The organism is Sphingopyxis granuli NBRC 100800 (genome assembly GCF_001591045.1).
Taxonomy (GTDB): domain Bacteria; phylum Pseudomonadota; class Alphaproteobacteria; order Sphingomonadales; family Sphingomonadaceae; genus Sphingopyxis; species Sphingopyxis granuli.
This window is the reverse complement of the sequence record NZ_BCUA01000103.1, coordinates 1-11,955: the sequence shown is the minus strand read 5'-3', so window position 1 is coordinate 11,955 and position 11,955 is coordinate 1. Positions and strand designations below refer to the sequence as shown.

Sequence of the window (11,955 nt, the reverse complement as noted above, 5' to 3'; positions counted from 1 at the left end):
CCAAACAAGTTCAGGGTCCATGGTCCACCCTCGACCGAAAGACGGCGAAAAAGGAAAGGTCCGGCCATGGATGCTGAAACGAGTTCCGCATGCCGAAGGCGCAGGCCAGCCTGTGGAAAGGCCGAATCCCCCCCGGGGCCTAATCGGCGAGGCGGGCGCGGCCGGGGCCGGTGACGACGGCGCTCAACATGCTCTTGGCATCGGTGCCGCGCAGTGCGATCGCTTCGCCGACGCGGCCGTCCTCGGCGGCGACCGCGGTATAGGCGATCGAAAAGCTTTCGGTGTCGATCGAGACGCGGACATGATCGCCGCGGCGGATCGCCGGCGCCGCGGCGGCGGGCCTGGCACTCTGCGCCGTGACCGGCATGGCGCCGGCCGGTCCCGTCATCGGGACGCGCAGCCGCCAGCCGAGCGAGGGACAGCGGACCGCGAGCGTCTGGCTGTCGATCGCGGTGATCGACGCCTGCTCGGGACAGCGGGCCAGCTTGATGCGGCGATCGATCGGGGCGGCGCTGCGGCCCATCGCGTTCGCCACCATCGCGGTGAGCGTGTCGATCGTCTGCCAGTCCTCGGTCGCCTGCTGCGCGCTCGCGGCCGGGATCGCGGCCAGTGCGAGCGCCAGGCCCGCCATCGTCTTCCCCTGCATGACCCATCTCCTTCGTCGGTCCCAAAATGCTGGCCCCGCGCGGTGCAGGAAGCGTGCCAAGGACGCACTGCCGCGCTTTCCCGCGCCCGCCGCGCCGCCGCCGTCAAACTTTTGACGAGCCGCCGCGCCGGGCACGGCCGGCCACCGAAACCTTCGCTCAGGCGTTTGAAAAATGGCCGTAATCGGGAATTGGCATGGGCATTGCATCATGTCCTGCGTGTTTTTCCGCATGTCGTGCCGGTCCGTCCGGTTCGAACGGCAGGCGGCGAAAGAAGGATGATGATGATGGCTTCGGAAAAGCTTTTCGGCCTGCATGCGACGGCGCTTCAGCTGCGCAGCCAGCGCATGATGCTGATCGCGTCGAACATCGCCAACGCCGCGACGCCCAATTACAAGGCGCGCGACCTCGATTTCTCCAAGGCACTCGACCTCGCGCAGCAGCAGGGCGGGTCGGCCGGGCAGGCGCTCGAAGGCGCGGTCGCCTATCGCGTGCCGGTGCAGTCGTCGCTCGACGGCAACACCGTCGAGATGGCGACCGAGCAGACCGCCTTCGCCGAAAATGCGCTCGCCTACCGCTCCAGCCTCGCGTTCCTGCAGGGCCGCATCGGCACGCTGACGCGCGCGCTGAAGGGCGAATGACGATGAGCGGCTTTTCGATCTTCGACATCAGCGGGCGTGCGATGTCGGCGCAACTCGTCCGGCTCAACACCACCGCGTCGAACCTCGCCAATGCGGGGACCGTCGCGGGCAGCGAGACCTCGGCCTTCCGGTCGATGAAGCCGGTGTTCCGCACCGTGATGGACGACGCCGGCCGCGCGACGGTGCAGGTCGATCAGGTCGCGACGTCGAAGATGGCGCCGACGAAGCGGTACGACCCGAACAATCCGCTCGCCGACAAAGACGGCAACGTCTGGGAAGCCGCGGTCGATAGCGCCGCCGAACTGGTCGAGATGGTCGAGACCGCCCGCCAGTATCAGAACAATGTCCAGGTCCTCGAAACCGCAAAGGGCCTGATCAACGAAACGCTGCGGTTGGGACAATAAGCGATGACCAGCACCTCTGCCGTCAACGGAAGCAATATCGCCGTCGTGCCGAAGAACAGCGGCACCCAGCTCGGCCAGCAGGATTTCCTGCGGCTGATGACCGCGCAACTGTCGCAGCAGGACCCGTTCAACCCGGTCGACAACCAGCAGATGGTCGCCCAGATGGCGCAATTCTCCAGCCTGGCCGGGATCAGCGAGACCAACACGACGCTGAAGAGCATCGCCGACCAGCTCGGCGCGCAGACCGCGCTGCTCAAGGACATCAAGGCGGCCCAGATCGCCGCGACCCCCACCACGCAATCCACGCAGGAAGGATAAGAGCATGTCATTCTATACGTCGCTTTCGGGCCTCAAGGGCGCCCAGACCGACATGTCGGTCATCTCGAACAACATCGCCAACGCCAGCTCGACCGGCTTCAAGCGCAGCCGCGCGCAGTTCGGCGACCTGTTCGCCTCGTCGCCGACCCAGTCGACGCGCATGGTCGCGGGCCAGGGCCAGCGCCTCAACGGCATCATCCAGCAGTTCACCCAGGGCACACTCGAGGCGAGCGAGAAGACGCTCGACCTGGCGATCGCCGGCGAGGGCATGTTCGTCGTCAAGGGCGAGCCGCCGCGCGAGCAGGTGAGCTATACCCGCAACGGATCCTTCACGCCGACCGACGACGGGCATATCGTCGACACGACAGGGCAGAAGCTGCAGCTGCTGCCGGTCGACGCCAATGGCGAGGTAACCGATCGCACGCTCGGCGGCATGACCGACATGATCCTGCCGACGGGTGCTCCTTCGGATCCCACCGCGTCGCTGGTCAACATCTCGATCGGGCTCGACGGGCTCGTCACCGCGACCTTCGCCAATGGCGAGGACCAGATGCTCGGCAAGGTGGCGATGGCGACCTTCCCCTCGATGGAAGGGCTGCGGCCGATCGGCGACGCGCATTACCAGTCGACGGGCGAAAGCGGCCAGCCGACGATCGACGCCGCGACCAACGGCCCGATGGGGACGATCCGCTCGGGCGCGCTCGAACGGTCGAACGTCGACATCACCGAGGAACTGGTGCTGCTGATCGCGGCGCAGCGCAACTTCCAGGCGAACGCCAAGGCGATCGAGGGCGCGTCGACGCTGACGCAGACCCTGATCAACATGCGGTCCTGACGCCGCCGTCGCCGCCTGCCGGGAACTGATCCATGGACCGCCTCATCTATACCAGCCTCACCGCGATGCGGGGCAGCATGGCCCGGCAGACGGCGATCGCGAACAACCTCGCCAATGTGCAGACCCCGGGCTTCCGGGGCGAGATGGCCGAGGCGCAGAGCCTGTGGCTGCACGGCGCCGGTTTCGACGCGCGCGCCATGGCGTCCGAAGAGGTGGTCGGCGCCGACATGCGCGCCGGCACCATCGCGGCGACGGGGCGCGACCTCGACATCGCGATGCAGGGCGACGCGATGCTGGTGGTCCAGGCGCCCGACGGCGAACAGGCCTATACGCGGCGCGGCGACCTCCAGCTTTCGCCGAGTGGCCTGCTGACCACCGGCGACAATCATCCGGTGCAGGGCGCACAGGGTCCGATCACCCTGCCGCCCGCCGATTCGGTGAAGATCGACGCCGAAGGGCGCATCTGGGTCGTGCCCGCGGGCGGCGACCCCGAAAACCCGCAGGAAATCGACCGGCTGCGGCTCGCGACCCCCGCGGGGTCGGAGATCGTCAAGGGACTCGACGGCCTGTTCCGTGTGCGCGGCGGCGGCATCCTGCCCGACGATCCGGAGGCGCGCGTCGTCACCCGTTCGCTCGAAGGATCGAACGTCACCGCCACCGCCGCGCTCGTCGAGATGATCGAGGCGAGCAAGCAGTGGGATTCGCAACTCAAGCTGATCAGCGACGCGCGCGACATGGATAGCGCGACCGCCAACCTGATGCAGCTCCCCCGTTAAAGGAGACAGACGATGAGCTTCGGTGCCTTGCACGTCGCGCGAACCGGGCTGGATGCCCAGAGCTTTCGCATGCAGGTGATCGCGAACAACCTCGCGAACGTGAACACCACCGGCTTCAAGCGCGACCGCGCCAATTTCGAGACGCTGGGCTATCAGATGATGACCCAGCCGGGGGCGCCCTCCTCGTCGGAGAACCGCTATGCGGTCGGGCTCAACCTCGGCACCGGGGTCGAGCTCAGCGGCACCGCGCGCATCGACACGCAGGGCACGCTGAACGCCACCGGCAACGCGCTCGACATGGCGATCGAGGGCGCGGGCTTCTTTCAGGTCCAGCTTCCCGACGGACGCACCGGCTATACGCGCGCGGGCAATTTCTCGATGGCCGCCGACGGCACCATCGTGACCTCCGACGGCAAGCCGCTGCAGCCGCAGATCCAGGTGCCCGAGGATGCGACCGGCATCTCGGTCGCCGCCGACGGCACCGTGTCGGCGACCGTCCCCGGCCAGGCCGAGGCCACCGAGCTCGGCCGGATCGAGATCGCGCGCTTCGTCAACCCGTCGGGCCTGCAGGCGATCGGCGACAATATCCTGGTCGAAACCCAGGCCTCTGGCGCGCCGCAGGTCGGCGCCGCGGGCGAGGAGGGGCGCGGCATCCTGCGCGCGCAGATGCTCGAGGGATCGAACGTCAATGTCGTCGAGGAACTCGTCGACATGATCGAGACGCAGCGCGCCTACGAGGTCAATTCGAAGATGATCCAGGCCACCGACGAGATGATGAAAAATGCGACGCAGACTCTCTAGCGCGCTGATCCTGCTGGTCGCGGCGCTGCCCGTCGCGGCGGCGGCGAAGGACCGGGTTCCGGAGGACGCCTTCGCGCCCACCGCGCCCGTGCCGCCGCCTGCCGCGCCGGCCAACGGCGCGATCTTTCAGGGCGGCTATGTCGCGCTCACCTCTGGCGGGCGGGCGGGGCGCGTCGGCGACATCGTCACCATCCAGCTCGTCGAGCGCACCATCGCGTCGAAGAGCAACGCCGCCGGCACCCAGCGCGGTGGCAGCATCGGCCTGTCGCCGCCGTCGACCGGTCCGCTGTCGCTGTTCAACCCGAGCGACATCGGCATGGGCGGCGACCAGGCGTTCAAGGGCAAGGGCGAGGCATCGCAGTCGAACCAACTCGCGGGCGAGATCAGCGTGACGATCGCCGAAGTCTATCCGAACGGCACGATGCTGGTGAAAGGCGAAAAGCTGCTCACCCTCAATCGCGGCGACGAGCGGGTCCAGATCTCGGGCATCGTCCGCGCGATCGACATCGGCCCCGACAACCGTATCGCATCGACCCGCGTCGCCGACGCCAACATCCGATATGTCGGCAAGGGAGAGATTGCGCGCGCCAGCAAGCAAGGCTGGCTGCAGCGCTTCTTCTCCATCATCAGCCCCTTTTAAGCGTGAAGGAACCCGTCGTGGCCCAGCGTCCCACCCTGTTCGCCCTCTTCGCCCTGCTGCTCGCGAGCTTCGTTTTCGCGGCGCCGGCGCATGCCGAGCGCATCAAGGACATGGGCCAGTTCCAAGGCCTGCGCGCCAACCAGCTCACCGGCTACGGCATCGTCGTCGGGCTCGCGGGCACCGGCGACGACAGCCTCGACTATGCGACGCTCGGCATGAAGGGCGCGGTATCGCGCTTCGGCCTGACGCTGCCCGCCGGGATCAACCCGGCGCTCAAGAATGCCGCGGCGGTGATGATCACCGCCGAACTGCCTCCCTTCGCCAAGCCCGGCCAGCGCCTCGACGTCACGGTCTCGGCGATCGGCAAGGCCAAGAGCCTGCGCGGCGGCACGCTCGTCCTCGCGCCGCTCTATGGCGCCGACGGACAGATTTACGCGATGGTGCAGGGCAATCTCGTCATCGGCGGCCTCGGCGTCGATGCCGCCGACGGGTCGAAGCTGACGGTCAACGTGCCGTCGAGCGGCCGGATCGCCGGCGGCGCGACGGTCGAGCGCGCGGTCGACACCGGCTTCGCCGCGGGCGACTGGCTGACCTTCAACCTGCACCAGTTCGACGCGACCAATGCCAAGCGCGTCGCCGACGCGATCAATGCCGCGCTGCCCGGCTCCGCCTCGATGATCGACGGCGCCAGCATCGCGATCCGCGCCGAAGGCAATGGCGACGAGCGCATGCGGCTGATCTCGCGGGTCGAGAATCTGACCGTCCAGCGCGCCGAGCCGCCCGCGAAGGTGATCGTCAACGCGCGCACCGGCACGGTGGTGATCAACGGCGCCGTGCGCGTCGGCACCGCGGCGGTGACGCAGGGCAAGCTGACGGTGTCGATCAAGGAATCGCCGACCGTGGTCCAGCCCGCGCCGTTCAGCCGCGGCCAGACGGCGATCGAGCCGTCGAGCGACATCGAGGTCAGCGAGGCCTACCGCCCGGTGATGATGGTGCAGCCGACCGCGTCGCTGTCCGAGCTTGTCGATGCGATCAACCGCATGGGCGTGCCCCCCGGCGACCTCGTCGCCATCCTCGAGGCGCTGAGCCAGGCCGGCGCGCTCACAGCCGAACTGGTGATCATATGACGGCTCCTCTTTCTTCGATCGTGCCGACTGCCGCGCCGGCCGCCGCCGGCGGGGGCGACGGCGGGCTGCGCAAGGCGGCCGAGGCCTTCGAGGCGGTGATCCTGCGCCAGCTCATGGCATCGATGCGCCAGGCGAAGCTCGGCGACGACATCTTCGGGTCTAGCGCGACCAGCAATTTCCGCGAGATGGCGGATTCGAAAACCGCCGACAGCATCGCCGCGATGCGCCAGTTCGGCATCGCCGACATGGTCGAGGCGCAGTTCCGCGCCCGCGCGGCGGGAGGTGTGCAATGAGCGACCTGCTGGCCATCGGCGCGAGCGGGCTCAAGGCCTATTCGCGCGCGCTGTCGACGATCGGCGACAATATCGCCAACGCCCAGACGCCGGGCTATGCGCGGCGCACGCTTGAGCTCACCGAAAACCAGGCGGCGGGCGACATGCCGCTCTATCGCAGCGCGATCAAGCCGGGCGGGGTGCAGATCAGCGGCGTGACCCGGTCGGTCGATGCCTGGCTGATCGAGGATTCGCGCATCTCTTCGGGCGATGCCGAACGCTCGGCGACGCGGCTCGACTGGATGAACCGCGTCGAGGGCGCGCTGAGCGACGAGACCAACGGCATCGCGACCGGGCTGACCCGGCTGTTCACCACCGCCGACCAGTTGACCGCCGATCCGAATAATCTGACGCTGCGCAGCCAGTTCCTGCAGGCGGTCGACGACGTCGCGTCGGGCTTTCGCACCGCGGCGGGCCAGCTTTCGGGCATGGCCGACGGCATCGCCGGCGCGGCGACGAGCGAGGTCGAGGCATTCAACGCCAACCTCGACGCGCTCGAACAGATCAACATCGGCCTGCGCAAGGCGCGGCCCGGCTCGACCAACGAGGCGAGCCTGCTCGACGAGCGCGACCGGCTGCTCGACCAGCTCGCGTCGCAGGCGGGGGTCACCGCGACCTTCGACAATCATGGCGCGGTGACGCTGCGCGCGTCGGGCAGCGGCGACCTGCTGGTCGGCGGCGGCGTGGTCACGCCGATCGCGGTGACGAGCGCCGCCGACGGGCGGCTTGCCTTCACCATCGGCGGCGCGCCCTTTCCGAACGCGACGGGTTCGCTCGCGGGACTGGCCGAGGCGGCGAACCATATCGCCGACCAGCGCGCCGGGCTCGACACAATGGCGGCGCAGATCGCGGGCCAGCTCAACGCCGCGCATCAGGCGGGGCTCGATGCGGGCGGCAATCCCGGCGCGGCCCTGTTCACCGGCACCGCAAGCGCGGCGACGCTGACCGCCGCGCCGCTTACCGCGAATCAGGTCGCGGCTGCGGATGCGACGAGCGGCAATGGCACCATGCTCGCGCTCGGCGAGATGCGCGGCAACGGCGATCCCGAAAGCGCCTGGTCGGGGCATCTCGCCACCCAGGCGCAGGCAACCGCATCGGCGCGGGCGCAGGACGCCGCGGCGACGACGCGCCGCGATGCCGCGGCCGCGGCGCGCGGCGCGGTGAGCGAAATCGATCTCGACCGCGAGGCGGCCGATCTGCTGCGCTTCCAGCAGGCCTATTCGGCCGCGGCGCGGACGATCCAGGTCGCGCGCGAAACCATCCAGACGCTGCTCAGCTCACTTTAAGGGAAAGGCGGTCGCCATGATCAACGCCGTGGGCAATCGCATGACGCGCGAGATCGCGCGCCAGCAGAAACTCGCCGACCAGCTCGAACGCACGCAGGTGCAGATCTCGACCGGCAAGCGGCTCCAGCGCATGTCCGACGACGCCGTCGCGGCGCGGCGCATCGCGACGATCGGCAAGACGCAGGCGAGCATCGACGGCTGGACCGCGAATCTCAACACGGCGACCGCGCTCGCGTCGCAGGCCGACGGCGTGCTCAAGACCGCGAGCGACCTGCTGGGCCGCGCGCGCGAGTTGACGCTTTCTGCATCGACCGGGTCGATGAGCCCGACCGACCGCGCGACGGTCGCCGCCGAACTGGGCGCCATCGCCGACGAGCTCGACGCGCTGGCGGCGACCCGCGATTCGAACGGCGAGCCGCTGTTCGCCGGCGGCGCGGCGCGCGTGATGCGCTTCGATTCGGACGTGACCTTCGCGCCGGTGCCCTCGGCCGCCGATGTTTTCGTCGTCGGGGGCAACAGCCTGTCGACCGGCCTGCGCGATGCCGCCGCCGCCGTGGCGGCGAGCGACAGCGCCGGCATGGGCGACGCGCTCGACGCGCTGTCGGCGGCGATCGGCCATGTCGCCGACCAGCATGCCGCGATCGGCCTGTCGGCCGGGCGGCTCGAACGGATCGGCGACGGGCTCAAGGCGCGCGGCATCGCGCTCGCCGACGAGCGCTCGGCGGTCGAGGACACCGACCTTTCGATCGCGATCGCCCAGCTTAACGCCCAGGACCTGACGCTCGGCGCGGCCCAGGCGGCCTTCGCGAAGATCAACCGCCAGACCTTGTTCGATATTTTGAACTGATCGCCCTCAATATCCGGCGCGCGCTGCCGTTAAGCATAAGGCGCCCCCCTTTTTGCCGGACCCCCGCTGGCCCGATTGGAGTTGACCCCGCATGTTTCCCGTTATCGGCATCGTCGTTCTGATCCTGCTGGTTTTCGGGGGCTTTGCGCTGACCGGGGGCAATCTGGGTCCCGTCATGCATGCGCTGCCGCACGAGATGCTGATCATCGGCGGCGCTGCGGTCGGTTCGCTGATCATCGGCAATTCGGGGCAGGAGCTGAAGGCGCTCGGCGCCGGGCTCGGCAAGGTGTTCAAGGGGCCGCAGTACAAGAAGCAGGACTATCTCGACTGCATCCTGCTCGTCTCGTCGCTGATGAAGATGATGCGGACCGAGGGGCCGGTCGCGGTCGAACCGCATATCGAGGACCCCGCCAGCTCGCCGCTGTTCCAGCAATATCCGAAGCTGCTCAAGGACAAGACGCTCGTCCACCTGATCTGCGACACGCTGCGCCTCGTCGTCGTGTCGTCGGGGACGCTCGATCCGCATGCGGTCGAGGAGGTGATGGACCATGCGGTGAAGACGCACCATCACCACGCGATCAAGCCCGCCGACGGGTTGCAGAACCTCGCCGACGCGCTGCCCGCGCTTGGCATCGTCGCGGCGGTGCTCGGCGTCGTCAAGACGATGGGCTCAATCGACAAGCCGCCCGAGATTCTGGGCGCGATGATCGGCTCGGCGCTGGTCGGTACCTTTCTGGGCGTGCTGCTCGCCTATGGTCTCGTCGGGCCGTTCGCGACGCGCGCGCGCGCGGTGATCGAAAGCGACGCGGCCATCTACCAGACGGTGAAGCAGCTCATCATCGCCTCGCTCCACGGCCATCCGCAGCCGCTGGTGATCGAGGCCGCGCGCTCGGGCGTCGCGCATGACAACCAGCCGAGCTTCGCCGAGGTCTTTGATGGAATGAGAGGCCGCTAATGGCCGCGCGCCCCAACACCCCGCTGCGCCCGATCATCGTCAAGAAGGTGATCGAGGAGGCGCATGGCGGTCATCATGGCGGTGCGTGGAAGGTCGCCTATGCCGACTTCGTGACGGCGATGATGGCCTTCTTCCTGCTGATGTGGCTGCTCGGCGCGACGACCGAGAAGCAGCGCAAGGCGCTCGCCGACTATTTCGCGCCGACGATCGTCAAGACCAAGCAGGAAAGCGCCGGGTCGAACGGCATGTTCGGCGGCGATTCGATCATCGCGGCCGACAATTATCCGCACCGCGCGGGCCAGACCGGGACGCGTTCGATCACCATCCCGCGCGACGTCGTCGGCGGCCCGAAGGAGGCGTCGGGACGCGAGCAGGATCGCGAGAAATTCCAGCAGGTCGCCAAGTCGCTGCGCGAACGGGTGCAGAAGAAGGGCGAGCTCAAGCGCCTCGCGCGCAACCTGCGCTTCACCGAAACGTCGGAGGGGATGCGGATCGACGTCGTCGACGACGCCGACTTCTCGATGTTCGTGATCGGCACCAGCCAGCTCACGCCTGAGGGTGCGCGGTTGTTTGCGGAGATCGCGGCGCCGATCGCCGAGGCGCCGAACCAGCTGATGATCCGCGGGCACACCGATGCGGCGCCCTGGTCGGCGCAGGGCGGCATGAACAACTGGCGGCTGTCGGTCGACCGGGCGGAAGTGACGCGCCACTATCTTCAGTTCCGCGGCATCGCCGCCGAGCGCTTCGCGCGCATCGAGGGGGTCGCCGATCGCGAGCCCTATGTCCCCGCCGACCGACTCGATCCGCGCAACCGCCGCATCTCGATCACCCTCGGCTGGCGGACCGCCGCTTATAATTAGTGCCAATCTGGCAGCATATCGGACGGTTAAGAACGCAATTGCGTTCCTATTACTTCCATTATGGCAATATCCCTTTGTTTTGAAGGGGTTATGTCGGGATGGATAATCTTTTGTTTACCACTTTCCTCAATTTCTTGCCCATCGCAGAGGCGCCGACGGGGGGCGCGGTGGAGACGAAAATGACCGAGGGTGGGCACAACAAGGCAGCGGCGGCGCTGGAGGCATCGATCATCGGCAGCAGCCCGGCGATCTGCCAGCTTCGCGACATGATCCGGCGCGTCGCGCGGTCGAACGCCTCGGTGATGCTGTGCGGCCCGTCAGGATCGGGCAAGGAACTCGTCGCCCGCGCGATCCACGACGAAGGCGTCCGCGCCGGCAAGGCCTTTGCCGCGATCAACTGCGGCGCCATTCCCTCCGACCTCATCGAATCCGAACTGTTCGGGCATGAAAAGGGCAGCTTCACCGGCGCCCACGCCCGCCGCATCGGCCATTTCGAGGCGAGCGACGGCGGTACGCTGTTCCTCGACGAAATCGGCGACATGCGCTTCGACATGCAGGTGAAACTGCTCCGCGTGCTCGAGGAGCGGACGATCGTCCGCGTCGGCAGCAGCGAGATGCGCCGCGTCGACGTCCGCGTCATTTCGGCGACGCACCAGGATCTGGGCGCCGCGATCGCCGAGGGCAAGTTCCGCGAGGACCTGTTCTTCCGCCTCGGCGTCATCGTGCTCCAGGTCCCCAGCCTCGCGAGCCGGGTCGAGGATATTCCGGCGCTGATCCGCCATTTCCAGCGCAAGATGCCCGCGGACGCCAAATGCCGTTACGACGATGCCGCGCTGGCGGTGCTGCTGCACCACGACTGGCCGGGCAACGTCCGTGAGCTGCGCAATTTCGTCGAGCGCGCCAGCGTGCTGCACGGCGGCGAGACGCTCGGCGCCGACGATGTCGCGCGCCTTCTGAACCCCACCGCAGCGCCTGCGCCGCGGCCGGCTGTCCCCAGCAGCTTCGCCGCGGTGCAGGCCAGCGCGGACGACGCCGCCTTCCACGCCGCGCATCCCAAGACGCCGGCGCCGGGGCGCCCGATCGACCTCAAGCGCGAGATCGAGACGATCGAACTCGAACAGATCCACGTCGCGCTCGACCTTGCCGACGGCATCATTTCGGAGGCCGCGCGCCTGCTGACGCTCAAGCGCACGACGCTGATCGAAAAGATGCGCAAATATGGCGTTCACCAACAGGCGGCGTGATCGCCGCACACCGGTTCAGCACCGCTGAAACAAGGGGCTCTGGTCCGCCCCTGCCCAGTCGCCCGGCCGCCCGTCCCCACCTAGGGCGGCCGGGCGCAAGGTCGTTTCGGGCCGCCCCGTCAGGGCGCCGCGCGCTAAATTGGCATCATCCCAATTCCGAACGGGACGGTAGGTCAGATCAAGGTTTGTGGGGATTCGGGTTTCGGCACGGTTTCTCGGAGCCGTTCCCCGGCGAAAGCCGGGGT

The 11,955-nt window shown here is 68.1% G+C and carries 15 protein-coding genes; 14 read left to right on the top strand and 1 reads right to left on the bottom strand.

Going from position 1 to position 11,955, the window contains the following annotated elements; all coding sequences use genetic code 11:
* Positions 1-139 precede the first annotated feature (139 nt).
* Positions 140-646, bottom strand: a complete 507-nt coding sequence (locus SGR02S_RS17235) for a flagella basal body P-ring formation protein FlgA (protein ID WP_067112844.1) — start codon at positions 644-646, stop codon at positions 140-142.
* Positions 647-928: 282 nt separating this feature from the next.
* Between SGR02S_RS17235 and flgB the strand changes: the two genes are divergently transcribed.
* The 14 genes from flgB to SGR02S_RS17165 all read left to right on the top strand — a co-directional run bounded on the left by flgB (position 929) and on the right by SGR02S_RS17165 (position 11,710).
* A complete protein-coding gene (gene flgB / locus SGR02S_RS17230; protein ID WP_067112854.1) occupies positions 929-1,285 on the top strand; it encodes a flagellar basal body rod protein FlgB in 357 nt (118 codons plus the stop codon).
* Entirely contained in the window at positions 1,282-1,689 is a 408-nt protein-coding gene (gene flgC, locus SGR02S_RS17225; protein ID WP_067112841.1) for a flagellar basal body rod protein FlgC, read from the top strand. Before flgB ends, flgC begins: the two co-directional genes overlap by 4 nt.
* Positions 1,690-1,692: 3 nt before the next feature.
* Positions 1,693-2,007: a flagellar hook assembly protein FlgD gene (locus tag SGR02S_RS17220; protein ID WP_067112837.1), complete on the top strand. Its 315-nt coding sequence runs from the start codon at positions 1,693-1,695 to the stop codon at positions 2,005-2,007.
* Between the two features lie 4 nt (positions 2,008-2,011).
* Positions 2,012-2,842: a flagellar hook protein FlgE gene (locus SGR02S_RS17215; protein ID WP_067112834.1), complete on the top strand. Its 831-nt coding sequence runs from the start codon at positions 2,012-2,014 to the stop codon at positions 2,840-2,842.
* A gap of 32 nt (positions 2,843-2,874) precedes the next feature.
* The gene (locus SGR02S_RS17210) at positions 2,875-3,618 is read left to right on the top strand and encodes a flagellar basal body rod protein FlgF (RefSeq protein ID WP_067112831.1); all 744 of its coding nucleotides are present in this window, start codon (positions 2,875-2,877) and stop codon (positions 3,616-3,618) included.
* A 12-nt stretch (positions 3,619-3,630) separates the two neighbouring features.
* Positions 3,631-4,419 carry a flagellar basal-body rod protein FlgG gene (gene flgG / locus SGR02S_RS17205; protein ID WP_067112820.1) on the top strand — a complete coding sequence of 263 codons (789 nt, stop codon included), beginning with the start codon at positions 3,631-3,633 and terminating at the stop codon, positions 4,417-4,419.
* Positions 4,400-5,059 carry a flagellar basal body L-ring protein FlgH gene (locus SGR02S_RS17200; protein ID WP_067112817.1) on the top strand — a complete coding sequence of 220 codons (660 nt, stop codon included), beginning with the start codon at positions 4,400-4,402 and terminating at the stop codon, positions 5,057-5,059. The genes flgG and SGR02S_RS17200 overlap by 20 nt, the downstream gene beginning before the upstream one ends.
* A gap of 17 nt (positions 5,060-5,076) precedes the next feature.
* The gene (locus SGR02S_RS17195) at positions 5,077-6,186 is read left to right on the top strand and encodes a flagellar basal body P-ring protein FlgI (RefSeq protein ID WP_082797209.1); all 1,110 of its coding nucleotides are present in this window, start codon (positions 5,077-5,079) and stop codon (positions 6,184-6,186) included.
* Complete coding sequence (locus SGR02S_RS17190; RefSeq protein ID WP_082797208.1) at positions 6,183-6,479, top strand: rod-binding protein; 297 nt, start codon at positions 6,183-6,185, stop codon at positions 6,477-6,479. The genes SGR02S_RS17195 and SGR02S_RS17190 overlap by 4 nt, the downstream gene beginning before the upstream one ends.
* Positions 6,476-7,804, top strand: a complete 1,329-nt coding sequence (gene flgK / locus SGR02S_RS17185; RefSeq protein ID WP_067112814.1) for a flagellar hook-associated protein FlgK — start codon at positions 6,476-6,478, stop codon at positions 7,802-7,804. The genes SGR02S_RS17190 and flgK overlap by 4 nt, the downstream gene beginning before the upstream one ends.
* 16 nt (positions 7,805-7,820) lie before the next feature.
* Positions 7,821-8,651: a flagellin gene (locus tag SGR02S_RS17180; protein WP_067112811.1), complete on the top strand. Its 831-nt coding sequence runs from the start codon at positions 7,821-7,823 to the stop codon at positions 8,649-8,651.
* Positions 8,652-8,742: 91 nt separating this feature from the next.
* Positions 8,743-9,606, top strand: a complete 864-nt coding sequence (gene motA / locus SGR02S_RS17175) for a flagellar motor stator protein MotA (RefSeq protein ID WP_067112809.1) — start codon at positions 8,743-8,745, stop codon at positions 9,604-9,606.
* Positions 9,606-10,466, top strand: a complete 861-nt coding sequence (locus SGR02S_RS17170; protein WP_067112806.1) for a flagellar motor protein MotB — start codon at positions 9,606-9,608, stop codon at positions 10,464-10,466. The genes motA and SGR02S_RS17170 overlap by 1 nt, the downstream gene beginning before the upstream one ends.
* A 179-nt stretch (positions 10,467-10,645) precedes the next feature.
* Entirely contained in the window at positions 10,646-11,710 is a 1,065-nt protein-coding gene (locus SGR02S_RS17165) for a sigma-54 interaction domain-containing protein (RefSeq protein WP_067112847.1), read from the top strand.
* Positions 11,711-11,955 lie beyond the last annotated feature (245 nt).

Excerpts from the sequence above, each read along its gene's own strand:
- SGR02S_RS17210 (WP_067112831.1), top strand. The coding sequence starts at position 2,875 with ATGGACCGCCTCATCTATACCAGCCTCACCGCGATGCGGGGCAGCATG.
- SGR02S_RS17215 (WP_067112834.1), top strand. The coding sequence starts at position 2,012 with ATGTCATTCTATACGTCGCTTTCGGGCCTCAAGGGCGCCCAGACCGAC.
- SGR02S_RS17220 (WP_067112837.1), top strand. The coding sequence starts at position 1,693 with ATGACCAGCACCTCTGCCGTCAACGGAAGCAATATCGCCGTCGTGCCG.
- SGR02S_RS17190 (WP_082797208.1), top strand. The coding sequence starts at position 6,183 with ATGACGGCTCCTCTTTCTTCGATCGTGCCGACTGCCGCGCCGGCCGCC.
- flgC (WP_067112841.1), top strand. The coding sequence starts at position 1,282 with ATGACGATGAGCGGCTTTTCGATCTTCGACATCAGCGGGCGTGCGATG.
- SGR02S_RS17170 (WP_067112806.1), top strand. The coding sequence starts at position 9,606 with ATGGCCGCGCGCCCCAACACCCCGCTGCGCCCGATCATCGTCAAGAAG.
- flgG (WP_067112820.1), top strand. The coding sequence starts at position 3,631 with ATGAGCTTCGGTGCCTTGCACGTCGCGCGAACCGGGCTGGATGCCCAG.
- SGR02S_RS17200 (WP_067112817.1), top strand. The coding sequence starts at position 4,400 with ATGCGACGCAGACTCTCTAGCGCGCTGATCCTGCTGGTCGCGGCGCTG.
- flgK (WP_067112814.1), top strand. The coding sequence starts at position 6,476 with ATGAGCGACCTGCTGGCCATCGGCGCGAGCGGGCTCAAGGCCTATTCG.
- SGR02S_RS17180 (WP_067112811.1), top strand. The coding sequence starts at position 7,821 with ATGATCAACGCCGTGGGCAATCGCATGACGCGCGAGATCGCGCGCCAG.
- flgB (WP_067112854.1), top strand. The coding sequence starts at position 929 with ATGATGGCTTCGGAAAAGCTTTTCGGCCTGCATGCGACGGCGCTTCAG.
- SGR02S_RS17235 (WP_067112844.1), bottom strand. The coding sequence starts at position 646 with ATGCAGGGGAAGACGATGGCGGGCCTGGCGCTCGCACTGGCCGCGATC.
- SGR02S_RS17165 (WP_067112847.1), top strand. The coding sequence starts at position 10,646 with ATGACCGAGGGTGGGCACAACAAGGCAGCGGCGGCGCTGGAGGCATCG.
- motA (WP_067112809.1), top strand. The coding sequence starts at position 8,743 with ATGTTTCCCGTTATCGGCATCGTCGTTCTGATCCTGCTGGTTTTCGGG.